Annotated in this window: 27 protein-coding genes; 10 read left to right on the forward strand and 17 right to left on the reverse strand. The window is 28.8% G+C overall.

Features of this window, described 5'->3' with window-relative positions:
• Positions 1-169 precede the first annotated feature (169 nt).
• From ACULEV_RS08445 to ACULEV_RS08460, 4 genes are read left to right on the forward strand one after another with little or no spacing between them, the layout of a single operon-like run.
• A complete protein-coding gene (locus ACULEV_RS08445; protein WP_445458230.1) occupies positions 170-799 on the forward strand; it encodes a response regulator transcription factor in 630 nt (209 codons plus the stop codon).
• A 5-nt stretch (positions 800-804) separates the two neighbouring features.
• Positions 805-1509, forward strand: a complete 705-nt coding sequence (locus tag ACULEV_RS08450; RefSeq protein ID WP_445458231.1) for a hypothetical protein — start codon at positions 805-807, stop codon at positions 1507-1509.
• A gap of 3 nt (positions 1510-1512) precedes the next feature.
• On the forward strand, positions 1513-2160 hold the full coding sequence (locus ACULEV_RS08455; protein ID WP_445458232.1) for a hypothetical protein: 648 nt from the start codon (positions 1513-1515) through the stop codon (positions 2158-2160).
• Positions 2157-2951, forward strand: coding sequence for a sensor histidine kinase (locus ACULEV_RS08460; protein WP_445458233.1), 795 nt, complete (start codon positions 2157-2159; stop codon positions 2949-2951). Before ACULEV_RS08455 ends, ACULEV_RS08460 begins: the two co-directional genes overlap by 4 nt.
• On the opposite strand, the gene ACULEV_RS08465 is transcribed toward ACULEV_RS08460, so the two are convergent.
• The 7 genes from ACULEV_RS08465 to ACULEV_RS08495 all read right to left on the reverse strand — a co-directional run bounded on the left by ACULEV_RS08465 (position 2948) and on the right by ACULEV_RS08495 (position 8659).
• Positions 2948-3748: a TatD family hydrolase gene (locus tag ACULEV_RS08465; RefSeq protein WP_445458234.1), complete on the reverse strand. Its 801-nt coding sequence runs from the start codon at positions 3746-3748 to the stop codon at positions 2948-2950. The genes ACULEV_RS08460 and ACULEV_RS08465 overlap by 4 nt on opposite strands.
• Positions 3745-4104, reverse strand: coding sequence for a hypothetical protein (locus ACULEV_RS08470; protein WP_445458235.1), 360 nt, complete (start codon positions 4102-4104; stop codon positions 3745-3747). The genes ACULEV_RS08465 and ACULEV_RS08470 overlap by 4 nt, the downstream gene beginning before the upstream one ends.
• Positions 4105-4165: 61 nt before the next feature.
• Positions 4166-4843 (reverse strand): hypothetical protein, encoded by a 678-nt coding sequence (locus tag ACULEV_RS08475; RefSeq protein WP_445458236.1) that lies wholly within the window; start codon positions 4841-4843, stop codon positions 4166-4168.
• A gap of 7 nt (positions 4844-4850) precedes the next feature.
• Positions 4851-5558, reverse strand: coding sequence for a DUF434 domain-containing protein (locus ACULEV_RS08480; RefSeq protein ID WP_445458237.1), 708 nt, complete (start codon positions 5556-5558; stop codon positions 4851-4853).
• 120 nt (positions 5559-5678) lie between these two features.
• Entirely contained in the window at positions 5679-6698 is a 1020-nt protein-coding gene (locus ACULEV_RS08485) for an RNA ligase (RefSeq protein ID WP_445458238.1), read from the reverse strand.
• A gap of 163 nt (positions 6699-6861) precedes the next feature.
• Positions 6862-7764, reverse strand: a complete 903-nt coding sequence (locus ACULEV_RS08490) for a phosphatase domain-containing protein (RefSeq protein WP_445458239.1) — start codon at positions 7762-7764, stop codon at positions 6862-6864.
• A 289-nt stretch (positions 7765-8053) separates the two neighbouring features.
• Complete coding sequence (locus tag ACULEV_RS08495) at positions 8054-8659, reverse strand: hypothetical protein (protein WP_445458240.1); 606 nt, start codon at positions 8657-8659, stop codon at positions 8054-8056.
• Between the two features lie 170 nt (positions 8660-8829).
• Between ACULEV_RS08495 and ACULEV_RS08500 the strand changes: the two genes are divergently transcribed.
• On the forward strand, positions 8830-9855 hold the full coding sequence (locus tag ACULEV_RS08500; protein ID WP_445458241.1) for an alkaline phosphatase D family protein: 1026 nt from the start codon (positions 8830-8832) through the stop codon (positions 9853-9855).
• Positions 9856-10580: 725 nt separating this feature from the next.
• On the opposite strand, the gene ACULEV_RS08505 is transcribed toward ACULEV_RS08500, so the two are convergent.
• The 4 genes from ACULEV_RS08505 to ACULEV_RS08520 all read right to left on the reverse strand — a co-directional run bounded on the left by ACULEV_RS08505 (position 10581) and on the right by ACULEV_RS08520 (position 14014).
• Entirely contained in the window at positions 10581-10799 is a 219-nt protein-coding gene (locus ACULEV_RS08505) for a phosphate ABC transporter substrate-binding protein (protein ID WP_445458242.1), read from the reverse strand.
• A gap of 461 nt (positions 10800-11260) precedes the next feature.
• Positions 11261-11674, reverse strand: coding sequence for a hypothetical protein (locus ACULEV_RS08510; RefSeq protein WP_445458243.1), 414 nt, complete (start codon positions 11672-11674; stop codon positions 11261-11263).
• Between the two features lie 151 nt (positions 11675-11825).
• Entirely contained in the window at positions 11826-12395 is a 570-nt protein-coding gene (locus ACULEV_RS08515; protein WP_445458244.1) for a hypothetical protein, read from the reverse strand.
• A gap of 101 nt (positions 12396-12496) precedes the next feature.
• Positions 12497-14014, reverse strand: a complete 1518-nt coding sequence (locus ACULEV_RS08520) for a TROVE domain-containing protein (RefSeq protein ID WP_445458245.1) — start codon at positions 14012-14014, stop codon at positions 12497-12499.
• 113 nt (positions 14015-14127) lie between these two features.
• Between ACULEV_RS08520 and ACULEV_RS08525 the strand changes: the two genes are divergently transcribed.
• A complete protein-coding gene (locus tag ACULEV_RS08525; RefSeq protein ID WP_445458246.1) occupies positions 14128-14739 on the forward strand; it encodes an HD domain-containing protein in 612 nt (203 codons plus the stop codon).
• Positions 14740-14770: 31 nt separating this feature from the next.
• Positions 14771-15793: a helix-turn-helix transcriptional regulator gene (locus ACULEV_RS08530; protein ID WP_445458247.1), complete on the forward strand. Its 1023-nt coding sequence runs from the start codon at positions 14771-14773 to the stop codon at positions 15791-15793.
• 81 nt (positions 15794-15874) lie between these two features.
• Here ACULEV_RS08530 and ACULEV_RS08535 read toward each other — a convergent pair whose 3' ends face one another.
• Positions 15875-16756, reverse strand: coding sequence for a hypothetical protein (locus ACULEV_RS08535; protein WP_445458248.1), 882 nt, complete (start codon positions 16754-16756; stop codon positions 15875-15877).
• Positions 16757-16874: 118 nt separating this feature from the next.
• On the opposite strand from ACULEV_RS08535, the gene ACULEV_RS08540 reads away from it, so the two are divergent.
• Both ACULEV_RS08540 and ACULEV_RS08545 read left to right on the forward strand, forming a co-directional pair.
• Positions 16875-17906 carry a formimidoylglutamase gene (locus ACULEV_RS08540; RefSeq protein ID WP_445458249.1) on the forward strand — a complete coding sequence of 344 codons (1032 nt, stop codon included), beginning with the start codon at positions 16875-16877 and terminating at the stop codon, positions 17904-17906.
• 75 nt (positions 17907-17981) lie between these two features.
• Positions 17982-19238 (forward strand): DEAD/DEAH box helicase, encoded by a 1257-nt coding sequence (locus ACULEV_RS08545; RefSeq protein WP_445458250.1) that lies wholly within the window; start codon positions 17982-17984, stop codon positions 19236-19238.
• A gap of 12 nt (positions 19239-19250) precedes the next feature.
• Here the strand turns inward: ACULEV_RS08545 and ACULEV_RS08550 are convergent, their stop codons facing one another.
• From ACULEV_RS08550 to ACULEV_RS08565, 4 genes are all read right to left on the reverse strand, one after another.
• Complete coding sequence (locus ACULEV_RS08550; RefSeq protein ID WP_445458251.1) at positions 19251-21464, reverse strand: response regulator; 2214 nt, start codon at positions 21462-21464, stop codon at positions 19251-19253.
• Between the two features lie 337 nt (positions 21465-21801).
• The gene (gene ettA, locus ACULEV_RS08555) at positions 21802-23496 is read right to left on the reverse strand and encodes an energy-dependent translational throttle protein EttA (protein ID WP_445458252.1); all 1695 of its coding nucleotides are present in this window, start codon (positions 23494-23496) and stop codon (positions 21802-21804) included.
• Between the two features lie 282 nt (positions 23497-23778).
• Positions 23779-24969 carry a T9SS type A sorting domain-containing protein gene (locus tag ACULEV_RS08560; RefSeq protein WP_445458253.1) on the reverse strand — a complete coding sequence of 397 codons (1191 nt, stop codon included), beginning with the start codon at positions 24967-24969 and terminating at the stop codon, positions 23779-23781.
• A 228-nt stretch (positions 24970-25197) separates the two neighbouring features.
• Positions 25198-25380 carry a CAL67264 family membrane protein gene (locus tag ACULEV_RS08565; protein ID WP_008258152.1) on the reverse strand — a complete coding sequence of 61 codons (183 nt, stop codon included), beginning with the start codon at positions 25378-25380 and terminating at the stop codon, positions 25198-25200.
• A gap of 76 nt (positions 25381-25456) precedes the next feature.
• On the opposite strand from ACULEV_RS08565, the gene ACULEV_RS08570 reads away from it, so the two are divergent.
• Complete coding sequence (locus ACULEV_RS08570) at positions 25457-25609, forward strand: hypothetical protein (RefSeq protein WP_445458254.1); 153 nt, start codon at positions 25457-25459, stop codon at positions 25607-25609.
• A 205-nt stretch (positions 25610-25814) separates the two neighbouring features.
• Here the strand turns inward: ACULEV_RS08570 and ACULEV_RS08575 are convergent, their stop codons facing one another.
• Positions 25815-26159 (reverse strand): helix-turn-helix domain-containing protein, encoded by a 345-nt coding sequence (locus ACULEV_RS08575; protein ID WP_445458255.1) that lies wholly within the window; start codon positions 26157-26159, stop codon positions 25815-25817.
• Positions 26160-26266 lie beyond the last annotated feature (107 nt).

Below are 26266 nucleotides of genomic sequence, written 5' to 3' on the forward strand. Positions count from 1 at the left end.
ATCAATTACCCTTTTGGGTGATATTTTACTAAAAGGAATGAATCTTTTTTTTTTGTAAGTTTTTTTCTAAATAAGATTTGTATATTTAATGTAATTTTAAAATATCACCCGAAAGGGTAATTGTGCCAGATTTTTTTATTGCCCAACTTTGTAATGAAAATGTAACACCATGAAAATTACCGTTGCCATAGTAGAAGATGATAAAAACTACAACCAAGCTCTGAAAAAGATCATCGATTTTCAAGAAGATATGGCATGTGTAGCTCAGTTTTATAATGGTAAAACTGCTTTGCAAGAATTAGAAGATTTAGAACCAGACGTGGTTTTAATGGACATTCAATTACAAGATCTTTCAGGTATTGACCTTGTGTTTCAATTAACAGAAACGATGCCAAATACCACGTTTGTAATGTGTACGAGTTTTGAAGATGATGAGAAAATATTTTCAGCTTTGCGCGCAGGTGCTAGTGGCTATCTCGTAAAAGGAGAGCCGATGGATAAAATTATACAAGCCATACAAGAAGCTTATAAAGGAGGTGCACCCATGAGTTTTACAATTGCCAAACGTGTTTTACAACATTTTCAAGAATCGAAAGTACAAGTACAAAGTTTAGCGTTACTTACCGTAACCGAAAAAGAAGTCCTAGAATTGCTAGCACAAGGACTGCTCTACAAAGAAATTGCTGATAAAAAGTGTGTCACAATTGACACTATAAAAAAGCACATTGGCAACATCTATAGGAAGTTACAAGTAAGCAACAAAATTGAAGCAATTAATAAGTTTAACAACAAAAATTAGAAATTATGGAAGCAAAAGAATTACAAGAAAAAGGAAAAGACAAAGCATTATTGAACAAATTCATATTATCAATAGATAAATTCTTTGATATTATGCCATATGAACAAGTTGAGTCAAGAAATGAGGACTTAGTCAATTTGAAAATTGATGAAATAAACAAAGACTTTTCTATTAATTCAAAAAGTTTTATTGAAACGATAGTTAATTCTAATAGAAATACGCCAGTTGAAATAAGGAAAACATTAGAATATTTAAAAATCTACTTTGTACAACTTGATAACGGTTCATTTTCAATCTGTTTTTCCATATCTTCTAAACAAAACTGTGATTTTGGAGAACATGATTCATTTTTAAAAATTGATGAGAACAAAAACCTTATAGAAATCAAAAAAACTGAATTTAAAAAACATCATTTAAAATATAAAAATAACTTACTTCCAACTATTAATTCAAAAACTAAAATTGATGATAAAGAAATTAACAATACAGAAGTAATTAGCTACAAGCTTAAAGATCTTTATTTATTTCTTATTTATCACTTTTTACTTCAGTCTGATTATGAATACTCAAAGTTATATTTTAAAATGATTAAGTTTGAAAAAAATGTAAAAGTATCAAATAATCAAAATAAACTAAGTCTTGTCGTACGAGCAGAAAAAAGCTCAAAAGACAAAGGTGAGTATTACGACTTCGGAACCATTTATCCTTAAAATATGGAAATATTACAGCTTTTATATATTAGTTGTTTGTTTATAACAACACTTAAAGCTATAGTTTTGAGTTTGAAGTATTCCCTTCAAGCTCAAAACTATTTAGTGGTTTATTTAATTGTTACTCTTTATTTAGAAGTTTATGGATTAATAAAAACCTATTTGAATCAAATGGATTATGCTATTTATTTCAATATTTATGCACTATTTTGTATTGTTTTCTTTGGTTTTTATTTTTCAAAAATCTTTATTGGAACACAAAAAAAAACAACACTTCTAATCTCTTGTTTTTTATTACTTTATATAGCTTTTTATGTTGATTTTTTAAGTCCACAATTTGTAACAATTTTAGGAATATTGTTAGCATTATTTTATATTTTCAATGCTATATTATGGTATTATCAAAAGCTAAAACTTCCTGTTGAAGATAAAATTACTCATGATCCTAATTTTTGGATTGCAACAGCTTTACTTTTATGGAGTACTTATATAATCTTTAGAATTACACCTATGTATTTTTTTGACAAAGAAGATCAATTCTTTCTAGAAATTCTTAAAAAAATAGGTTCTGTAGTCAATATGATTATGTATTTTTTATTTTACATTGCTTTAGTGAAATATCAAAAAAAATCAATAAAGAGAATTAAATGAACGAACTTCCACAAGAAATAAAACAAACATATATCATCGCAATCATTGTGATGCTACTTTTTGTGGTGTTTATTATTATGATGGTGTTTATCTATAATAAAAGACAATTAATACAACAACAAGAAATTAAAATAAAGGAAAGTGAATTCCAAAACCAGTTGTTGCAAAAGAAATTAAAACGTCAAAAAGCGATTCAGTTGGAAAGAGAACGTATTTCTCAAGATATGCATGACGATTTGGGTGCTGGTATTTCGGCTATAAAGTTGCAAGCGGAGTTTTTAAAGCATAAAATTCAGGAAGAAGGATATGCAGAAGATTTAGATGCTATCGTTTCAACTTCTGAAGACATGAATCTCGCTATGCGAGAAATTTTGTGGAGTTTGAATTCGCAAAATGATACTATTGGTAATTTTATAGAGTATACTAGTGTGTATGTAGAACGATTTTTAGATAAAACTGACATTCATTTACAGTTGAATTCAACTATAATAGAAAAGAAAACCAATTTACCAGTAAAAGCTAGAAGAAATCTCTTTTTAGCGGTTAAAGAAGCGGTTCATAATGTGTACAAACACAGTCAGGCAAAAAACATAGATGTCCAATTTGAACAAACAGAAAATTATTTTAAAATAGCGGTTATTGATGATGGAATTGGTTTATCAGATACTATAAAAAAAGGAAATGGTTTAACCAATATCTCTTTAAGAATGGAAAATATTGAAGGTCGTTTTGAAGTTATTCCTACAGAATTTGGAACTCATTTATGTTTTCAGTATTTCTTTAATGATTAGATTCCGAAAAAATCTTTTGTGCTTTTTGTAGTTTCAAGAGCTATTTCTTCAAGTGAAAGTCCTTTATAAGTAGCAATGCTTTGTGCTACATAAGGTAAAAAAGCAGGTTCGTTTCTACGTTCGTGATACTTAACTAAATTTGCATTAGGTACGTTTTTTGGTAACATAAAAGGAGCATCTGTTTCAATTAGTAATCGATCTAAGGGAACATAATTTACTACTTCTTGTAAATGAGCAAATCGTTTAACATCACTTATAGCACCTGTGAAACCTAGATAAAACCCGTTATCTAAATAAGTTTTGGCTTCTTGTAAAGTTCCAGTAAAACAATGTACAACAGCTTTTGGTAATTGTGGCAAATATGCTTTGGTTATAACCATAAAACGAGTAAAAGCCGCTCTTTCATGTAAGAAAAGAGGTTTTTGTATTTCTATTGCCAATTCTAATTGGGCTTTATAACATGCTTCTTGTTGGTCTCGTGGAGAAAAGTCACGGTCAAAATCGAGTCCGCACTCACCTACTGCTACTACTTGTTTGTTTTCTAAGAGTTTTCTTAATTTAGCAATACTTTGATTATCCCTACTTTTTGCATCATGTGGGTGAATGCCAGCAGTGCTGTATAAAATACTTGGATATTCTTTTGCGATTCTTAATGCTTCCTCGCTTCCTTTTACACTGGTTCCTGTAAGTATCATTTGCGATACCTCATTGTCTAAAGCATTTTGAATGATAGATTCGATATCATTATGGAATTGCCTATTCGTTAGGTTAATTCCGATGTCTATGCAGTTTTTCATATAATTTTTTCGCTCCAGGTGTCTTTCTCTTTTGTTTTAAATAAAACTCTAACAACCTTATTTCTTTTAATAGAGTCTTCTAATTCTTTATGAGATTTATAGCTTCTATATTCAGAAGTAAGTGTATCATTATAACCTTTATAGGTTATTTTTACTTTAATAGTTTTTCTTCTTTTCTTTCTTATTGCAGGATTTCTTATATCAACTATATTATTTTGTTCCAAAGAAAGTTGTTCATTAATAATAGTACTTACTGTTGCACGCCATTTTCTATTACCTAATTTCTTACCAAAAGGATGTAAGTGTTTTGCATATTCATAGCCACGAAATGTACCTTTGTTGTAAAGATTTTTCATTTGTTTTATTTGCAACAAATGTTAGAAGGAAGTACGCAACTATTTTACGTTTGTGTTTTTTTTATAAAAATTGTTCCAAAAAACCTATAAATTGTTTTCCATCGCTACTCCATCGCATGCCTTGTCCGTTTGCAATTCTAATTTCATAGACTAAACCGTGTTTGTAATGATGAAAAACATTCCACCAGGTTTGATTATCCATAATGTAATCTATTTTCTTTTTTATACTATTTTCTTTTTCTTTATGATTGCCATTTAAAGTTTCAAAAATGCTTTCAGGATAACGACCTACATGTTTTTCCCAAGCTTTTACTACCACTGTTGTCTCTTTATTTAAAGGTTGAAAACAACTTTCTAGCAAGGTGCTTTTCAAAGGTAAAATGGCTTGTTCATCTTGTACACTAGCAGAAGTAATCCGTTGTCCCATAAGCAATAACAGATCTTTAAAAGGAAGTTCTTCAAGTAGTTGACTGACTTTTTTTGGTATGTCCAATTCATTTTCATTGGCAAACACCTTTTTAAATTGGGCTAAAGCTTCGGAATAGTCTTGCTGCATTTCTTCTTCAAAATAAGGCAATTTGGTTTCGTTTGAAGTTGAATTTAATTGAATAAACAATTGTCTTGTAAAAAAAGATAAAATCTCTTCTTGTAAAAAAGCATGGTATTTACTTTTCCAAGTTTCTGAAATAAAGGCTTTTGCTTCTAATAGTGTTTTATATAGGTTTTCTTGGGTTATCATTGTCCTGCTAAAAAACTGTTTTACTTTCTATTTTTGTTTCAATTAAATAGGTTGCCAAATTAAACCAATTAACGGCTTTATCCAATACAATTCCATCAGAAGAAGCAATGATTTCATTTGTATTTACAATAGCTTCATCTGCATTATCTTCTAAAATAACTTTCCAATTTACATTTTGTTCTTTGGCTTTTGCTTCTATTTTTGCTTTAATTCTTCCGCTATTTGAAACAGGTTTGTCGAAAATCCAGACTAGTTGGTACAATTTACTTTCATTATAAAAAAGTAGTACTAAATCAATTGCTTTATCTGTTTGATTAACGGTTTTGTAATTCCCATGAACGCTAGATAAATCGCGATAACAATCATCTTGTCCTTTAAAAATATAGGCATTGGACAACATACTTTCCAATAAAATTAGAATATTAAAACCATCGATTATTAAGATTTTGTTTTCCAATGTGTCCAAAGGAACTTCTTTGTTTTTACGAATGGCTAATTGTTCGTTGGAAGCACTCATGCCTTGCACTGCTTTTTGTTGGCGACTAGCTAATTTATAACGAGTTCCTACAACTGCTAAGGCATTTTTCTCAGAATAACCTCTGGTCAATAGATAATTCATATCCATTAAGGCTTCTTTTATAATTTCTTTAAATTTGGGTGAACCAAAAAAGAAATCGTCTTTAGCTTCTTTTCCTCTATTGCTTTGTTTTGACATCTTTTAAAAATTAAAATTCATTTGGAATGGCTTTTCGATACTTTTCAAGATTAGAAATTTTGAAAAACTCGAAGTGACGTGAATACGCTTTTCTATTTTAATATAATTCAAAAAAATTAGTTACGTTTCTTCACTATTCATAAATGGTTTTTCAAAAGTAGGACGAATTCTTTTCCAAATTTCGTTATCGTAACTTTTGTTATCTAACATTAAGAACAAAACGGCTGAATTTTCACAGCTCATAAAATAAAAAGCAGTTTCTTTTCGAGTGGCTAATCTCTTAAAATTGGATTTACATTGTTCTTCAATAGTTTGAAAAGCTACGTTTAGTTCTTTGATGGTTTTCTTTACCCAATTGAAAAATTCGTCAGGAACATGTTCGAGCATTATATCTAAAGGTTCCTTATTCTTTAAATGTTCCCAAATATCAATACTGGTTAATTGGGTAATAATGCGATGCAAACGAACGTATTCGTCAAATTTTACTTTCAATCGAAAACCGTTTTCAAACTTGATAACAAAACCTTCTTTATTGTCATTTTGCAAGTTTTTTAAGGTTTCAATATCTTTAATTCCGTTGTATTTTTCAACTAGTGGGAAACCAATGTCTTCCAATGGTAATTCTACACCTGTTTTAGTATCAATTATTGCCAATAAAACTAAAGATTCTGTAGTTCCATAATCTAAAACAATTCGGTTTTCTGGATAAATGATTTCAAAAAGATAGGTTTTACTTTTGTCCAATTGTGACCAAATATTTTTATAAATCGAATGTAATAATTCCGTTGCTTTTATTGCTTGATGGCTTGTAAATGAACCACGACTTGCTATATACGGAATATTTTCAATCCAATATAAAATACCTAGTGAACCGTCCATTTTGTCATAGACTTCAAAAGAAGTAGTTGGAATTTCAATACCTTCTTGTTCGCCCAAATTAAAAAACTTAGAAAATGGTCTCGCAACAATATTTTGATTGGCATCCATAATAATACCACGACAAGCTAAGGTTACTTCGTTCCAAAATTTTTCAAACTGTACGGTTTGGGTGTAATTATAAATGTATAAATCCTGTTCAGGATGCTTGTTCATCTTAATATAACCTTGATCAATCATTTGGTTTAGTAAAGTAATATTCATTTCTTTTTATTTTACCCTGCAAAGATGAAATGTAGGTACGTAATTATTTTGCGTAATAAAATCATCCACAAACTTGTCATGCTGTCTCAACACTTCGGGATCTAATTAGTTACTCACACATTTGTTTACGAAAAATCTGATAGGTTTCAGAAACCTATCAGATTTAAAAATTCCCATAATATACTTGAAAACAAGGTAGTTTTAACTCATTTCTCCACATATCTACTACTTGGTTTCTATCGTCTAGAACAAATTCAATAAAATACTTATTTCTTATTTCGGTATCGAATATTTCAGTTTTAATTACATTGTCTTTTCTGCTGTCTTTGCTTTTTCGCATGAATAAATGATCATATTCGATATTGTATTTTTCTAAAAAACGTAATGTTGGTTCTTTGTATTTGTCTTCTCTTCCAGATAACAAAATAATAGTATATCCTATGTTTTTATAGTTTTTCAAAACATTTGCCACTGGTTCGTTTAACAAATCTTCATCACATTTGCTTGCATCAAAAGGGTTTCTACCATTCATTAAGGCTAATGTACCATCTAAATCGCAAATTAAAGCTTTAGGTAAAGTGGCATCTTGCTCTCCGTATTCTAAATCTTTTCTTCTTATTTTTTTTATGGGTTCAAAGTCAAAATGTTCTTTCAAATGTTCTAACTGTTTGAACATGGTTTCAATAACTGGTTTTGGCACTATTCGTGCACGTTTTGCATTACGTTCTAACAGTTCTTCTAAAGGAACATCAAACAATTTGAATTCGATATTGGCTAAATCGTTATACTCTTTTATTGCAGTTTTAATGTAGTCTTTTTTGGTATGACAATTATCCAAAATAACATTCCAACCACTAGACAATAGGGTTTTTACTTGTTCGTGAACCATTTTAGAGATTATTTTTTCAGCATTATCTTCTAGTTTTTCCTGAAATTGTGAAAAACGAATTTCATCACGACTTACTCTAAATGTTTTTGGTTCAGATTTTACAAGCCATTCGGCATACGTACTTTTTCCAGATGCTGGACAACCTATTAGGAGTGTTAATTTTGGTGTTTTTCTCATTTTTATATTTTTATTTTATTACACAGCGTTTCACAAAGTATTTTCACAAAGATTCTCTAAGTTTAATTTCCTTTGCATTACTCTGAGTTTCTTTGTGTGTCTCTGTGCAATAATTAATTATAATCTTGGGTCTAATGTTTTCTCTATTTCTTCGTTATTAATTCGTTTTAACAATAACAATTTCATTAAATAATTTTCTGCATTTAAGGTTTTATATGGAATTTCTAACATTTGTTGGTTAACTGCCGATACAAAGATGGTGTGGTGATGCGTAATTATTTTGCGTAGGTTAATTTCTTTTAATTACAAAAACTAAAGTTGAATTTGGAAGCACTTTAAGAATTTTTGTTTTCTCTTGGAGTAATTTATATTTTTCTTTAGAAATAGTAGATTTTTCTAGACCTAATAAGTAAGCATAATTTGATAATTCTACAGTTTTATCGAAATGTAAAATTAAATACTCATAATCTTTCTCAGTTTTATAAATATAATCTAAACCATTAATTACAGAATCAGAAGCTCCATCTAAACCTGATAAAGTAAACCATTGATTATTAAATTGAATTTGTAATCCATTTGCTCCTGCATAAGTTTGATAAATAATTTCAGTTTTTCCACTAGTAGTTTTTCCATGATAAGATTTAGTACTCACATCATATATTTCCTCAATAGCTTCTTCAATATTTAATACTACTTCACTTCCTTGAAAATCTAAAATAATATCTTTTTTATCATTTGATAATAGTAAAACACCATTAATTGTTCCTTTAAAGCTTCCATTTTTTAAATCTTGAAAAACAGAATTAAATTTTTTACCAAATACAAATTTTGATTGTACTTGTCCAAAAGTTAATAATGAAAAAGCGATTAATAATAGAGTTATATATTTTTTCACTTAAATATAAATTAGAAATTGTATTAGACAAATATAAAGACTTCACTTTATTTATATATTGAATTTATTTTTTAATTCTAAAAGTTCGTCGGAAGTCATAAAATTACTATTTCATAACATATAGCTACATTGTAAAACCCTATTTTTGTTATGCAAAAAACATATAAAAAATGAAACCCTTTCTTCAATTATTGTATTTTCTACTTTTATTACAAAGTTTTTCAATATATGCACAAGACATAGAAAAGGAAAAACAATCCGATTTTACAATTGCTTTTGGTTCGTGCAACAGACATAATGTAGAAAATCTTTTATGGGATGATATTGCTAAAACAAAACCCAATGTGTGGATTTGGGGAGGTGATATTGTATATGCAGATACTGATAATATGAAAACGCTCCAAAAAATATATGCTGAACAAAATACTGTAAAAGGCTATCAAAATTTGAAAGCAACCGTTCCTATAATTGGCACTTGGGACGATCATGACTATGGAATAAATGATGGTGGTGAAGAATTTACAGCCAAAAAAGAGAGTCAGCAAGCGTTTTTAGATTTTATGGGTGTTCCCAATGACAGTCCTAGAAGACAACAAGAAGGTATTTATACCGTTCATGAATATTCGATTTCTGAAAGTACTATAAAAATTATCGTACTTGATACTCGTTATTTTAGAACAGCACTTACTACGGATACTCAAACCAAAAAAAGATTCAAACCTAATACTTATGGTGAAGGTACAATTCTAGGGGTAACCCAATGGAAATGGTTAGAGAACCAACTAAAAACCAGTACTGCCGATTTTAATATTATTATTAGTAGTATTCAAGTACTTTCAAACGAACACGGTTATGAAACTTGGGGCAATTTCCCTCATGAAGTAGATAAATTAGAACGATTGTTAGTAGATTCAAAAGCCAAAGGAATTATTCTTTTATCAGGTGATAGACATATTTCGGAATTCTCAAGAAAAGAAGTTAACGGTTTATCTTATCCATTAATCGATTTTACAAGTAGTGGACTCACCCACTCTAGTACTAATTTTTCTGGTGAACCTAATCCGTTTCGTGTGGGAGAAATAGTAACAGCAAAAAGCTTTGGTACATTAACTTTTGATTTTAAAATGAAACAAGTAAATTTTAAAATTATTGGTAATGATGAAGAAGTTTTGGAAGAATTGAAGCAAGGTTATTAGTCGGTTGAACTATACTTTTAATGAAGAAGATTTTTATTTAAAGCGAAATAAATGGCTTCTATGTTATCCATTTTCCCGCTATTCGCAGTATCTTTTTGTTTATAACAAAAAGGATACTTGCTACTATCTGGGCTAAAAGAGAAGCATTAGGTGTCTTTGGGATTTTTCATTTAATAAATAAAGAGGCAAAAAATGTAAAAAGTTTGTCTTTGTTGGAATCGAAGGAACTATTTACCACAGCACTCTTTGGTTATAAGAGCAATGAGCTAAAGGTGTTTTTATTTCTATCTTGGAACGAAGGAACACCCTTATAACGGCATCTTATTTTAAAAAGAAGTAAAATTCGTAAAGTGAAACGGGGCATGTCATTACCAGAATCGAACTGGATAGTCTTGCTGATTTTACAACTTCACTATTCCTCCCCAAATGTGGACGAAGTATCACTTTACTACGACATTCTTTTATTTAGTACAACAAATAAGGTAAAAAACGAGAAGAGAAATTGCTCTTTAAGAGCAGCCGTTCTTATCCGCTGACGGACAGTGAACCGGTAATTCGACATCTACGAGAGACTTGCATTTTCTTACGAAAACTTTTACCCTGTTGGTTTTCAACCCAACTTCGCTAGTTCGGTCACCCGAATTACGCTACCTTAGGACCGTTATAGTTACGAAGTAACTCTTCTCTACGACACTTATTTGTTTTTTATTAGTAATGGAAACTATTTATTTCCATTGTGTTTTTCTAAACTTTTTCCAGTTGCGTTGGTTATTTCTCTGAGTTGAATTTGAGGTTTCCCAACCATGTGGAAAACACCATGAGCAACCTTGATTATCTCCATTTACAATTCTGGATAATTGAACATTAGACATTTTAATTGGAAAAGCAATGTTTCCCATTTCGTCTTTACCCAATGCTTTTTTTAGTTTTTTAAAATTTTTCATACTATTCTATTAAGTTAAACTCAATAGAAAGCACCTTTTAATGTTGGTTTATAATTTTTCATTTTATAAAAATCAAGGTAATGTTTGAAAAGATACTATTACAGCGTGTTACCATTACACCATTCCTCTCGGAATCAGGATTCGAACCTGAAATGCTGGAACCTTAATCGAAGCAATTCTTTTCTACGACACTTGATATTTTTTAGTAATTAGTGATTAGTCGTTAGTAATTAGTCCTAATCATTACATTTTAGTTGATAATTTAAAAGAAACAAGGCAAAAAGCAATAAGTGGTATATATCGTACTCTACCTCTGAGCTACTCTCCCATTTTTGTTATTCTTGTGGAAGAGACGGGAATCGAACCCGCGACCACGTCGTTAAAAGCGAAGTAACACTTATCTACGGCACTTGTTTGTTTAGTAATTAGTGATTAGTCGTTAGTGATTAGTTTTAATAGTCTTAACAACCAATATATTTTTCTGATTTTCCATTTTCTTGCTCCATTTTTAGAAAAACTTTGTCCCCTTTGTTGTTTATTATCAATGTAGCTAAACCAAACCAATATATTTCACTAAAACAATCATGAATTTTAATCCATTTATCATCAAAATCATTATGATTTGAAATAACATAATAATATTCTTCTTTTTCAAAATTTATATGTTTTTCTATTTCAGATACATTATCAAACTCTTTTTCTATCTTTTTAAACTTTTTACTATTTAAAAAACTGAAACTTTTATGATTCAAATTATTTATGAATTTAGCTCGTTTTTTGGAGTCTAATAATTCAAAATAACATCTTTGTTTTTTGTCCTTATGAACAAAATTATCTAAGAAATTTTTAATCATTATTTCTTTATCATTCATCATTTTAATTAAAAAACAAGGCAAAAAGCAAAAAGAGACTGTAATAGTGTTTTAATTAAACTAATAGTTAGTACTAACTATATAAGGCTCTACTTATAACTCTAGCGGGAAAAGCGAAGTAACTCTCTTTTACGGCACTTGTTTGTTTTATCTATTAGAACCTACCGTTTTCTCTTTGAATAAGTAATATTTGGTGAATTCTATTTATTTCTTCAATTATTGGTTTAAGTTCATATTCTTCATTTAAAACTTTAAAAATGAATTCATCATAAAAAAAACCTCTAAAAAGAATAGTTGGGTCATTATTAATTGGCTTTTTTCCAACATAACTTATTGCAATTTTTTTTGTTCCAAACTCATTTAAAAAAAGGTCTAATCTTTCATCAAAATGTTCAATCAAATTCCTCATCTCTCTATTTTTTATCGGACATGAATCATCTATATTATATACTTCACGTAATTTTTTTGCTCTAATTTTATAAAAAGCACTATTTTTTGAAGGCCAAAAAAACCTTGAAATACCTGCTACCTGCTTAATTATATTCTGAATTAAACTTAATATTAACTCATGATTTTCTTTAAAATCTAAATCTGGATTATCACAAATTTCATTATAAAAGCCTAATTCACTTAAAATAATATTTGTTTTTATATACAAACTTTCAATATAAAATACTTCATTAAATGGTTGAATTCCTTGAATTTCATTTTTTAAGTTTTGCATGTCTTTTTATTTTATTTACAAATTTAGTTGTTTACTACGCAACTATTTTACATAGTCTAAAAATTACCGCAAATAGGATTACAATTTGCGGTAATGAAACACTACAAAGTGATTTGTTTGATTTTCGTCAAAGTACTATCACCGTTTTCTAGAGCGTCTAACACATCAAATATTTTATCTGACCAACCTGCGATTAGATACACATCATTTCTTTTGATATCTAAAGGCACTTGTCCATATCCAGCCAAGTCAAACAAATATAATTTGGCTTTTGGAGCTATTCGTTTGTATTGATTCCAAGAGTTTTCAAATGTATGATTGGTTTGATTACTATTCCATAATTGCACATCAGTAAACAACATGACTTTATCTACAATTTCTTTTCGTTTGATTAAGTCTTCAATTACCAAATAACCATTGGTAGAATAACCAACCTCTCCTTCACGTTTATAAAACTCTTGCACATTTGTCAATACATTTCGTTTTGACATATTGATTATTTTCCAAGTATCTCCAAACATACCACTGATTACATTTCTGCATCGAGATTGCATTAGCATACCTAACATTAAACCTATATCATACAATTGTATTTTACTTTTTGGTGAAATAGCTTTTTGCATCGAACCCGAAACGTCACAAGCAATTACTACCGAAGTATTTCCATCAAAACCTTTTATATTTTGAGCACTTTGCATCACAGCATCTTCCAAAACTTCAAGAATCATGGTCGTGTATCGCGATTTCAACGTTTTAATTTCACGATAAGCAGCCAAGAATCGGAATGGTAATTGTTTAGCATTGGCTACAGCCTTTTCATTACTCAAATAATTACACACTTTTTCGATATGAGCAAAAGAAACTTCAGCTTCTACTATATTTCTTAGATTTCGCATCGTTGCCATGTAACCCATTCGATTACTATCAATCAAATCTTCCCATTTTTGTTTGATTGCGGCTTTTTTAGCGGCTTCATTTTCGTATTTATATTGACCAACATCTGACAATTCAGTTTCCCAAGTGTAAGGTGTGGTTAATGTATCTGCTGCAATTTTATTGAAAATCGCTTGTTGCTTTTCATCTTTTGCTTTTGGGTGAATCAAAAACAAAGCATCACGTAATTTCACTTCACCATTACGGTTGTATTTTGCAAATTGGTACTCATCAAAGGTATTAAACGATTCTGCTAAACCTTTTTGAATTTGTTTTGACAAGCGATTTAATTTTTTCGTTTCTGTTCGTGCATTTGCCATTTGATAATAGGCCAATAGCTCTGTAATTTCATCAGCACGTTTTACAACACCTTGAACTGTACTTTTTACTATACTGTTACCATAAGTTTGTTTGGCCAATTCCACAGTTAAAACCATTGGTATTGAACGCATATACATTTGGTTACGCACATAGATTGCCAATTTAGCTGTGAATTCTGGATTACATTGTGTAATTAATTTTTGAATTCTTGCTAAGCGATTATTGTTTTTTTCGTAAGTAACATCATTTAATCCGGTTGTTACCACTGCAGTATATAATTCTATTTCTGGATTTTGAGTAAATGCTTTTGCACCTTCGTAATTAGAAATTACATTTTTCTGTTTGTTAAAATAATTAAATTTCATGGTTCCGTTTTTTAGATTAAATATTGTCACTCATTGACAGGACAAATATTCAAATTAGTGTACGCAATTATTTTACGTAGTCTAAAATAAATTGTATTTTTACTGAAAAAAGAATGGATTTACTTCAAATATATTCAGATTTACTTCTGAGGATAGGCATTCCTCAAGCTGAAATTAATAAATTATGGCTTACGTTAGAAAAAGCCTATACTTCACCATCAAGAAAGTATCATAATTTAACTCATATAGAGGCAATGATTTCTTCATTTGAAGTTTATAAAAATCAGCTTCAATTTCCTAACGAAGTTTTGTATGCCATTTTTTATCATGATATTATTTATGAAACTACTCAAAATGATAATGAGCAAAAAAGTGCTGAATATGCAATTTCTATTCTTCCAGAAAATACAACTCTAAATCAACAATTAATTTATGATATGATTTGTGCGACACAATTGCACCAACAAAATCCTATAGAAGACATAAACTGGTTGATTGATTTTGATTTAAAGATATTAGCTTCAGATTGGGAACATTATCAAATTTATTGTGAGCAAATAAGAAAAGAATATAAAATATATCTCGATTTATTATACAAACATGGTCGTAAAAAAGCATTAGAACACTTTTTAGAAAATGATTTTATCTTTCAAACAAATGAATTCAGAACAAAATATGAAGCCAAAGCAAGAGAAAATATTCGAAAAGAAATAGAACAACTATAAAAACTAATCGCTAAAAACTAATCACTAAAAAATGGCACAAAATAAAAATGCTCTAATACGTTACAAAACCATTGATAAATGTTTGCAAAACAAATACCGTCAATGGACATTAGAAGATTTGATTGAAGCATGTAGTCAAGCATTGTTTGAATATGAAGGAAAAGAAACATCTGTAAGTAAACGTACTATTCAATTGGATATCCAAATGATGCGTAGTGAAAAATTGGGTTACAATGCTCCTATTGCAGTTTACGATAAAAAATACTATCATTATGAAGAAGAAGATTTTTCTATAACTGATATTCCATTAACTGAAACCGATATTAATGTGTTGACGGAAACGGTTTCTATGTTAAAACAGTTCAAAGATTTTTCCCTTTTTAATGATGTATCTGATATTTTACAACGATTAGAAGATAAAATTTATGCCGAAAAATCACATACACAACCTGTAATTCATTTGGATAAGAATGAAAATTTAAAAGGGTTACATTTTTTAGATGAAATTTACCAAGCTATTATAAAAAAAGTGGTTTTGGTTATTACCTACAAATCCTTTAAATCGAGAGAAGCGCAACAACTAACATTTCATCCGTTCATTTTAAAAGAATTTAATAATAGATGGTTTTTAGTGGGTAAAACCAAAGGAAGTCAACCAATAACAAATTTAGCTTTAGATCGAATTGAAAAAATAGATTATGATTTTACTATTCCGTTTTTAGAAGAAACATTCAATGCAGAAGTCTATTATAAAAATATTGTTGGTGTAACAGTTAATCAGGGTTTATATCCTGTAAAAATTGAGCTTTGGATAGATCAAATGAATGCTCCATATGTGATAACAAAACCGTTGCACCATAGTCAGAAAATTCTTCAAACTAATGAAGATGGAAGTATTATTGTTCATTTATTTCTAATTCCAAATTATGAATTAGAGCGATTATTACTTGGATTTGGGAATGGTTTAGAAATTTTGAAACCTAGTAATCTTAGAAAACGAATTGTAAGAATCATTGAAAAAACATACCAAAGATATCAAACTGATGAAATATAAAAAACGGGACTAATTTCTTAGTCCCGTTTACTTTGATACTTTATATTTTATAGGTAAATAGCGTTTTATTCTTGTAGATTATTATTTTAAGACAAAACTTGTTTTTGAAACATTTTCTCCTTTTGGACTGAAAACATTTACAAAATAAGTACCTGCTTCAAAATTATCTCCAGCCAATTCTTCAGTAACTTGAACTGATTTATTTTCATATTTAACAACAGTAATAAAACTATATGTTAATGTTTGATCTTCTCCCATAGGAACTGTTTTCTTTTCGCCTAAGATATTACCTTTAGTATCCATTACTTGTACATAATAAGTTCTATCCCCTGAAGAAGCTATTTGGTTTTCAGCAATTACAAAACTAATTTTTAATTTATCAGCTCTACTTGCTTTTGTAGTTTCAACTTGTTTTCCTGAACTTCTTTCTTTAACAGCTAAAACGTTTAAATTTAAAACAGCTAATTTAGAAGCTTTTTCGATAGTTTTAGTCAAATTATTATTTTGAACTAAAAGTGTATCTGTAAACTTTCTATTTTCGTCTAACGCTACATTAGTACTATCTAATGAAGATGTTAAAGAAATATTTTGTTCTTTTAATAATTTATTTTCAGCTACTAAATTATCCATTTCTCTTTTCAAACGGAAATACTCACCTTTGTAACGCTCCATAGCTTTTGCGTCACCTTTAGACTTTTCTAATTCTTCAAGAAGTTTAGTCATCTCTTCTTTTTGGGCATCAATATCACCTTTTAAAGCAGTATTTTCGCCAGACATTGCTTCTAATTCTGCAATTCTTGCTTTAATATCATTTTCAAGATTGACTTTTTCACTAGTTAATTCTGTTAATTGTTTTTTGTTGTCTGAGGTTAATTTATAAATATAACCAATACTACCTAATAATAATAATGCTAAAATGACAATCGCTGCTTTTAAACCTGAGTTATTCTTTGTGTTTTCCATAATTTTTTGGTGATTACTTAATTTTTAAAACAAATGTACAATTTATAAAGTATTTATTCAATCTTAGAACGAAAGTTATATTAAAATAGTATTTTTGAAATGAAATTTTTTTTAAAAAATGGAAAATATACATTTATTAACGGTTAAAGATTTAGCCAAAATTACGCTTCATAGAAGTGGTGAGATTAAATTAGGTGAAAAAGCAATTACGATTCCGTCTGGAGAAAATATTTGGGATTTTATTACTAATTGCGATGCTACATTTGTTTTATTTGGTATTCCAGAAGATATAGGTGTTAAAGCAAATCTAGGTAGAACTGGAACTGCTTCAGCTTATGAAAGTGCTTTAAAAAGTTTAGTTAACATACAACATAATAAATTTTGTAAAGGCAATAATTTATTACTTCTTGGTCATCTTAATATGACTAGCGAATTAAACGAAGCAAGTGAATTAAAAACTTCTAATAAAGAACATAAAAAGAAGCTTTTTAAATTAGTTGAAAAAATAGATATAGAAGTTTCTCATATTATACATCAAATTATAAAGTGTGGAAAAATACCTATTGTTATAGGTGGTGGTCATAATAATGCATATGGCAATATTAAAGGATTAGCTTTGGCAAAAGGAAAACCAGTAAATGCAATTAATTTTGATGCACATACTGATTTTAGGATTTTAGAAGGAAGACATTCTGGAAATGGTTTTAGTTATGCTTTTGAAGAAGGATTTTTAAAGAAATATTTTGTTTTCGGCTTACATGAAAATTTTGTTTCAAAAAGTGTATTTAATTCTATTAAAGAACAAGAAAACAGAGTTAAATATGTGAGTTATGAAGAAATTGAGGTAAGAAAACAAAAAACATTTGATTCTCAATTAGCAGAAGGATTAACATTTATAAAGCAAGATCCTTTTGGTATTGAACTAGATTTAGATGCTATTCCTTTAGTACCATCAAGTGCAATGACATTAAGTGGTTTTAGTGTTCAACAAGCCAGAGAATACATTCATTATTTTGGAAAACATAAAAACGCAGCCTATTTGCATATTTGCGAAGGTGCTCCCGATCTTGATTTATCAAATAATAGTCATTTAACAGGAAAGTTGATTGCCTACTTAATTACAGATTTCATGAAAAGTAAAACACTTTAAGGCATAAAGTTAGTATTGTTATTTCAACTTATAAACTCTATTTTGTTTTGATTACCTTTGGAGAAAATTTAAGAAATGACATTTAAAGAACTTCTATTAATAAAAAATATTCAAGAGGCATTACAAGAAGAGGGTTATGAAAACCCTACTCCTATTCAAGAACAAGCTATTCCAGAAATTTTGGCAGAAAAAGACTTAGTTGCTTGTGCGCAAACTGGAACAGGAAAAACTGCTGCCTTTGCCATTCCTATTATTCAGTTAATCCATCAAATTGTAGGTTCTGCTAAAAAAGTTAAGCGTATAAGAACTTTGGTAATTACTCCTACAAGAGAATTAGCCATACAAATTGGAGAAAGTTTTAATACTTATGGAAAATATACCAACATAAAAACCTTAGTTATTTTTGGTGGTGTAAATCAAATTCCTCAAGTAGATCAATTGAAAAAAGGAATTGATGTATTAGTAGCGACTCCTGGTAGATTATTAGATTTATACAAACAAGGTTTTATCGATTTAAATCACATGCACCAATTAGTTTTAGACGAAGCTGATCAAATGCTAGACATGGGATTTATTAATGATGTAAAAAAGATAATAAAATTAACTCCAGATAACAGACAAACTTTATTGTTTTCTGCTACTATGCCAATTGCCATTCGTGAGTTAGCCGATACATTTTTGAATCAACCAAAATATGTTTCTGTTGCTCCTATATCTAGTACTGCTGAAAATGTAAGTCAGAAAGTTTATTTTGTGGATAAATCTGATAAGAGAAATTTACTTTATCATTTAATTAGAAATGATGGTTTAAAAAATGTTTTAGTTTTTACAAGAACAAAACATGGTGCAGATAATGTTGTTAAAGCATTAAAAAAACAGGGTGTTGAAGCTGGTGCAATTCATGGAGATAAATCTCAAAATGCGAGACAACGTGTATTAGAAAGTTTTAAAAATCAAGAAATTCCTATTTTAGTTGCAACTGATATAGCGGCACGAGGTATAGATATTGAAAGTCTACCTTATGTGATTAATTTTGATATTCCAAACATTTCTGAAACCTATGTACACCGAATAGGAAGAACTGGTAGAGCAGGAAATTCTGGTTTAGCAATTTCATTTTGTGCAAAAGATGAAAAAGTATATTGGACAGATATTGAGAAACTCATTAGAATGAAGATTAAAGTTGTTGATGATCATCCTTATCCTTGGAAAGACGAAGAGAAAAAGGAAGATGCAAAACCCGATTTGAGAAATAAAAACAAAACAAATTCTAACAACAACAAATCAAGAAAATCGGATACTTCTAAAAAAAATAAAAAGAGATGGTATTAATTTAGGGTGATTTTATTCTTCCTCTTGTTTGGAATTGATATGTAAACGAATCATTTGAAATAGTTTTCTAGCATCAAATGGTTTGGCTATTACATCATCAATTCCAGACTGTTTTGCTCTTTCTTGTACTTCTTCTTTTTCAAAAGCTGTAACGGCAATTATTGGAATTTTATACCCTTTTTGACGAATTAATTTAGTGGTTTCAAAACCATTTATTTTTGGCATATTGATGTCCATTAAAATGGCATCAAATTTCTGTTTTTCTAATAATTCTAGAGCTACATAGCCATCATCTGCAATTTCACAATGAAATTTATGGTTTTCTAACAGTTTTTTGGTAACTATTTGATTAATTTTATTGTCTTCCACTACAAGTATTCTATAAGTTTTAGGCAATGACAAATCTACTTCAATATTATTAACAAATTCATTAACCTTATTTTCACCAGATTCAAATGGGATAACAAAAGTTACTTTTGTCCCTTTATTTATCTCACTTTCTAGATAAATTTCTCCTTTGAATAGATTGATTAGTTTTTTTACAATGGTTAACCCTAAACCAGTACCTTGATAATCGTCTTCTTTTCTATCTATTTGTACAAATTTATCAAAAACTTTATCTTGATATTCTTTAGGAATACCAGTTCCTGTGTCGGTTACTTCAAATTTGATAAATATTATTTCATCTTCTGATTTATCTAAGTTAGCAGAAATTGTAACTTTTCCATCATGGGTAAATTTTAAAGAATTACTCACTAGGTTTAATATAATTTGTGATAAACGAATACTGTCTCCAATAATATATTCAGGAATTTTTTTATCAACTCTTATTAAAATATCATTATTATATTTTAAAGCTATATTATCTAATGAGTTTTTTATGGTTTCTAATTTATCTTCTAAATTGAATAAATTATTTTCTAAAACCACATTATTTTCTTCAAATTTATAGACTTTCAAAATATCATTTACTAAAGATAATAGATAATTTGCTGAAAACTTAAGTGCTTTTAAATGTGGACTATTCTCTAATTCTTGATGCTCTATTTCTATAATATCGGTAATTCCTATTACTCCATATAATGGCGTTCTAAGTTCATGACTAATTGTTGAAACGAATTGGGATTTAACTTTTGAGGCTTCTTCGGCTTTTTCTTTTGCTATAAGTAATTCTTCATTAGCTTCTCTTAATTCTTCATTAGATTTTCTTCTAATTCTATTTAGTTTTAATTGAGAATACAATATAATTAAAGTAGTTAAAAAAATAACACCTATTAGAATAATTAAAATTTTACTATTAAGAAGTTTTTGATCTTGAACTCTCTTATTAGCTTCCATTTTGATTAATTCTCTTTTTACTTCTTCTTTTTCAATTTGTTCAATTAATCCTTTTACTTTTTCATTTTTCTGACTGTCATAATCTTTTTGTTTAAGCGAATCTGTTATTAAAAGATATTTATATGCTTTATCATATTGTTTTCTATTGTAATAGAATAATGAAAGGCTTTCATTCATTCCTACCTCATGTTTTGGATCAAAATTTTTATGTTTTGCTTTGCTTATTTCTAAAGCTTTTAACAAATTGTTTTCTGCTATAGCTAAATTTCCTTTATATTCCTCATAATCTCCACTTAATGAATAATAAAAAAACTGTGCTTCGTATTCTTTTTCTAATGAATCAATGTGAGGTCTTACATCATTTAAATGAATTTTTCCTTCTTCAAATTTTTTATCTTCAAAGTAAGTATTTACTAAGTTTAACTTGTTATAAGTAAATTCAACTATATCAACTTTTTTAGCATATTCTAAAGATTTTAAATAATAATCTATACCTGTTGCATCGTCATTTTTATTGTAAGAATATACATTTCCTAAATTATTGTAAAGCCAGCTTTTAATAGTATCATTATCTGTATTATTCGCATGAAGTAAAGCTTTATTATAATAATCTATTGCTTTGTCATAATCATAAAATTCAACAAAATTTAACCCAATGAAATTATATGCTTTGGCAATTGATGATTCATCATTTTCTTTTATGGCTAAAGCCAATGCTTTTTTAGCATTTTGTAGAGACAAATCTGGTTGGTTACTATGTAAGTATTTTCCTGATTCTATAAGATATTCTTTAATTCTTTTTTTGGATGAACTTTCCTTTTGAGAAAAGCCTTGAATAGAAAAAAAGAAGCAAAAAATTAATACTATAGCCTGAAGTAAATGATTCATTTAGAAGAAATTGGACAATTTTATGATTCAGTTATCTGTTAAAAGTAGTGTTTTTATATAAAAAAAACTATTAAAAATGACATATATATGCATTTTTATTAAGAAACTACTTATTTTATTGAAAATGTTATTTTGTATAAATCCTTATTATTAATAAAGTATAAACTAATTGCAGAAAAATAAATTAAAAAACCTATTATCTTTTGTAAGCTTAGTTAGTATAACTAATTGCTTTTAGATAATAGGCTTCTATATTTTTTTTAGCTGTTTTCAATTAAACTGAGCATAAATAAAATGCTTTAGTTGATTAACTATAAAATATAATAATAAAAACTAATTAATTTCTAATCAATTTTTTATATTTTATTCTAGTTGGAGCAATTTCTTTACCTAGACGTTTCTTTTTATTTTCTTCATATTCAGAGAAACTTCCTTCAAAGAAATACACTTGAGAATCTCCTTCAAAAGCCAAGATATGAGTACAAACTCTATCTAAAAACCATCTATCGTGAGAAATTATTACAGCACAACCTGCAAAGTTTTCCAAACCTTCTTCTAAAGCTCTTAATGTATTAATATCTAAATCGTTTGTTGGCTCATCCAATAATAACACATTTCCTTCTTCTTTTAAAGTCATTGCTAAATGCAATCTATTACGTTCACCACCAGATAATGTAGCAACTTTTTTGTTTTGATCACTTCCTCCAAAATTAAAACGAGAAAGATAAGCTCTAGAATTGACTTGTCTACCACCCATCATCATTAATTCTTGACCATCGCAAAAATTTTCATAAATTGACTTTTCTGGATCAATATCGCTATGAGATTGGTCCACATAAGCAATTTTTACAGTGTCTCCTATTTCAAATGTACCACCATCTGGATTTTCTTCATTCATAATCATCCTAAAAATGGTTGATTTACCAGCACCATTGGGACCAATTATTCCAACAATTCCCGCTTGAGGCAAAGTGAAATTTAAATCATCATATAATAATTTATCGCCAAAGGCTTTTGCTACATTTTTAGCTTCAATAACATTTGTTCCTAGTCGAGGTCCATTTGGGATATAAATTTCTAATTTTTCTTCTAATACCTTTTGATCTTCATTAAGTAATCGATCATAATTTTGCAAACGAGCTTTTTGTTTAGTTTGACGTCCTTTTGCTCCTTGACGAACCCAATCTAACTCACGTTCAAGTGTTTTTCTACGTTTTGAAGCTACTTTCTCTTCTTGCTCCATACGTTTCGATTTTTGATCTAACCATGATGAATAATTTCCTTTCCATGGAATACCTTCACCTCTATCTAATTCTAAAATCCATCCCGCTACATTATCTAAAAAGTACCTATCGTGTGTAACAGCTATAACAGTTCCTGCATATTGTTGTAAATGTTGTTCTAACCAAAGAACAGATTCTGCATCTAAGTGATTCGTAGGCTCATCTAATAATAACACATCAGGCTGTTGCAATAATAATCGGCATAAAGCAACTCTTCTTCTCTCACCACCAGACAATACTTTAATAGGAGTATCAGCTTCAGGAGTACGTAAAGCATCCATTGCTACTTCTAATTTATTATCTATTTCCCAAGCTCCTGCTGCATCAATTTTATCTTGTAATTCTGCCTGACGGTCCATAAGTTTTTGCATTTTATCGGCATCTTCATAAACTTCTGGCAATCCAAAACTATCATTAATTTTATTAAACTCATCTAACAAAGCATAGATTTCTGCTGCTCCTTCTCTAACAATTTCAATAACCGTTTTGTTTTCATCTAATTGTGGTTCTTGTTCTAAGTAACCTACAGTATATCCTGGTGCAAAAACTAAATCTCCTTGAAAATTTTTATCTAAACCAGCAATAATCTTTAATAAAGAAGACTTTCCTGATCCATTAAGACCTAAAATACCTATTTTCGCTCCGTAAAAGAAACTCAAATAAATATCTTTTAAAACTTGCTTATTAGTACTAGAGTAAATCTTGTTTACCTTAGACATTGAAAAAATTACTTTCTTATCGTCTGACATTGTTTTCTATTAATTTAAAATATTAGTATGAGTATTCTTTTAAATAAGATATTTAATAAAAGTCAAAATCATCTTCAACTACTTAAAAAATACTTAATATGTGTACAAATATAGGCTTAAAATTTAAAAAAGTCAATGCCTCTACAGGGTTAAATTTAGCGCAAAACGAAGAAGATGCCTGAAAAAACAGACATCTTTTTTTAATAATAAACATTATTATTTGTTTGTAAAATAATTGAATTTAGAATCGCTTCATAAAAGTAATCAAATCTAAAACCATTTCTATTTTTTTATAATAATTTTTTTATTAATAGTGGTTCCGTCTCTAAATTTAATTTCAGCAATATATATTCCTGAATCTTCTTTAGATAAATCCACTTTAACAGAAGTAGCTTGCGGTTTAATTATTTTAATTAACCTATTATTAGTTATGCTGTTAACAATAATACTTTCAATCAATATTTCATCGTTAGATTGAATAGTAAAAATGCCTGAGTTTGGATTTGGAAATAACTGAACATTATCATTTTTAAATAATTCTTCAATGTTTTTCTCTTTCAACTCTTCTGGGAATGGATCATAATCATTAATTTTTGTTTTAGTCGAGATTACATCTTCTACTTCGTTTGTTGATAATTTATTTGTTTCATACCATTTACCAATGCAGAAATCGAAACATTTGGTACACTTAACACCACTTTCTAATGTTAAAGTCATACAAATCGTATAGTTACCTGGTGTTCCAATATAACTTATCGGTAGTCCATTATATACACTTGAGCCATTTTTTATTATATTCATAGTAACTACACCTCCTGAAGGAACTGGATCTGATTGAACTGTTATTGCAGTGTTTACTCCTGCATGTTCACTTAAACCAATTCTAAATTTAATAGCACAAGGTTCAGGAGTTACATCACAAATAATTAAACTTTTAATAGTTAATTCTACAACTGGCATTGTGCTTGAATATGGATAAATCCATAAATTATCGAAATTATTTGCAGCTGTAAAAGTATAAGTATATGAATTCGTACTTGGTGGCCCTGTTGCATTCCAATTTTCATTCGCTATAAGCTGATTTGGTGAAGGTAAAGCTGGCATAGATGTGCCTCCACCACCTATAACATCACCTTGAGTGGCAATCATTTTAAAATGTGCATTTGGATCGGCCAAACCTCCACCTCTAACAACTGTTGTTGCTACTAACGTTATGCAGTATTGACGACCAGCAACGAAATTATAGGAATGATAATTGATACCTTCTCCAATTCCGTTTGCTGACCACATCCATGCATTGTTTGGACTCACAGATGGTGTTCCATGTGATGCTTGCCAATCGGCATTACTTACGAAGTAAGAATTGGGTTCAAAATCCATATTTGCAGTGCTACAATCTCCATTTGCACACTGTGAGAAACCTACTTGTTGCGCAAAAAGGAACAAGATTAAAAATGTTGATAATTTCTTCATTTTATTATTTGTTTGTTTACCCTACTCTATTTTTATACTGGCTTTTCAGGATACTCCATTTAGATCGATCTACTAATAAGTGTTCGATTCTAAAATTCATTACCCAATAAAAACAGATAAAATACTCGTAATTAAACAAATAATCATTTTTAAAACTCATTCCTTAACCCATATGAAATAAAAAAACCAGTTATTTTATAACTGGCTTCATATTCATTTCACAAAAGATTATACTCTTCCTTTTAACGCATTAAAAACCCAAGCTATAGCAAAGAAACCTACACCTACAGCTGAGAAACCCCAACCAGCTACATCTGCATATCTATATATTCCTAAACCTATTAAAAGTAATCCCATTAATATCATTATGAATGTAGCCCAAGCTAATACAGTGTTTTTATTCATTCCCATTTTAATTATTTTGATTTGAGTAAAGCAAATATACAAAATCTATCATTATTGTAATTATTTAAAATAGTATAGTAATATGGATGATTTCTCATTTACATTTGATAAAAATGAAAATAATGGTTATTTTTCATCAAATAGATTAATAGGAAAAGGAGATGATGATATTTACTACTTTACGAAAGAAATGCCTGAAATGTTTCAAACTTATTCTGGTAATCTAAAGTCATAGACAACCCTATTTTTAAAAAAATTAACAGAAAGAAAAACAGCTAAAAACTTTTCCAATAATCACTATATAAAATTATCAGATAACATTAATTCTTCATGACTTCCAGAAATTATAATTGTTCCGTTTTCTAAAACATAAATTTCTTATAAAGTAGATGCTGAACCAGGATATATAATCAACTGATAACTAAAAATGGAACCTAAAATTAATTACCAAGCTTTTCTTTCAATTTGTTAATTTCTTCTTCTAATTTAGCAGTATATTTCATCATTACATCTAAGGTTTCTTTTGGCATGGATACAATTTGAATACCTATAGCTTGAGATTGCTCATTGAAAGTACAATTTTCAAATTTCGTCATATAATCATCCATTTTTTTTAATTCCTCAACGGGTGTTTCTAACACATTAGCAAAACGTTCCCATTCTTCATCCGTTATAGGCGATTTTCCTGTTTCTTTTCTAGAATAAGTAGTTTGTTCCATTGCCATTTTAAATGCCATATCTTTTTGTGTAAACCCTTTTTCTTTTCTTATTGCTCTTAAACTCATTATGTAAAAAATTATAGGTAAATATATTTAAAAATATATGTATATTATATATCTTCTGAAAATTAATTTACTCACTGCAAAAGTTCTTGCATCATTTAGTTAAATAA

It is taken from the genome of Flavobacterium sp. HNIBRBA15423 (assembly GCF_052655965.1).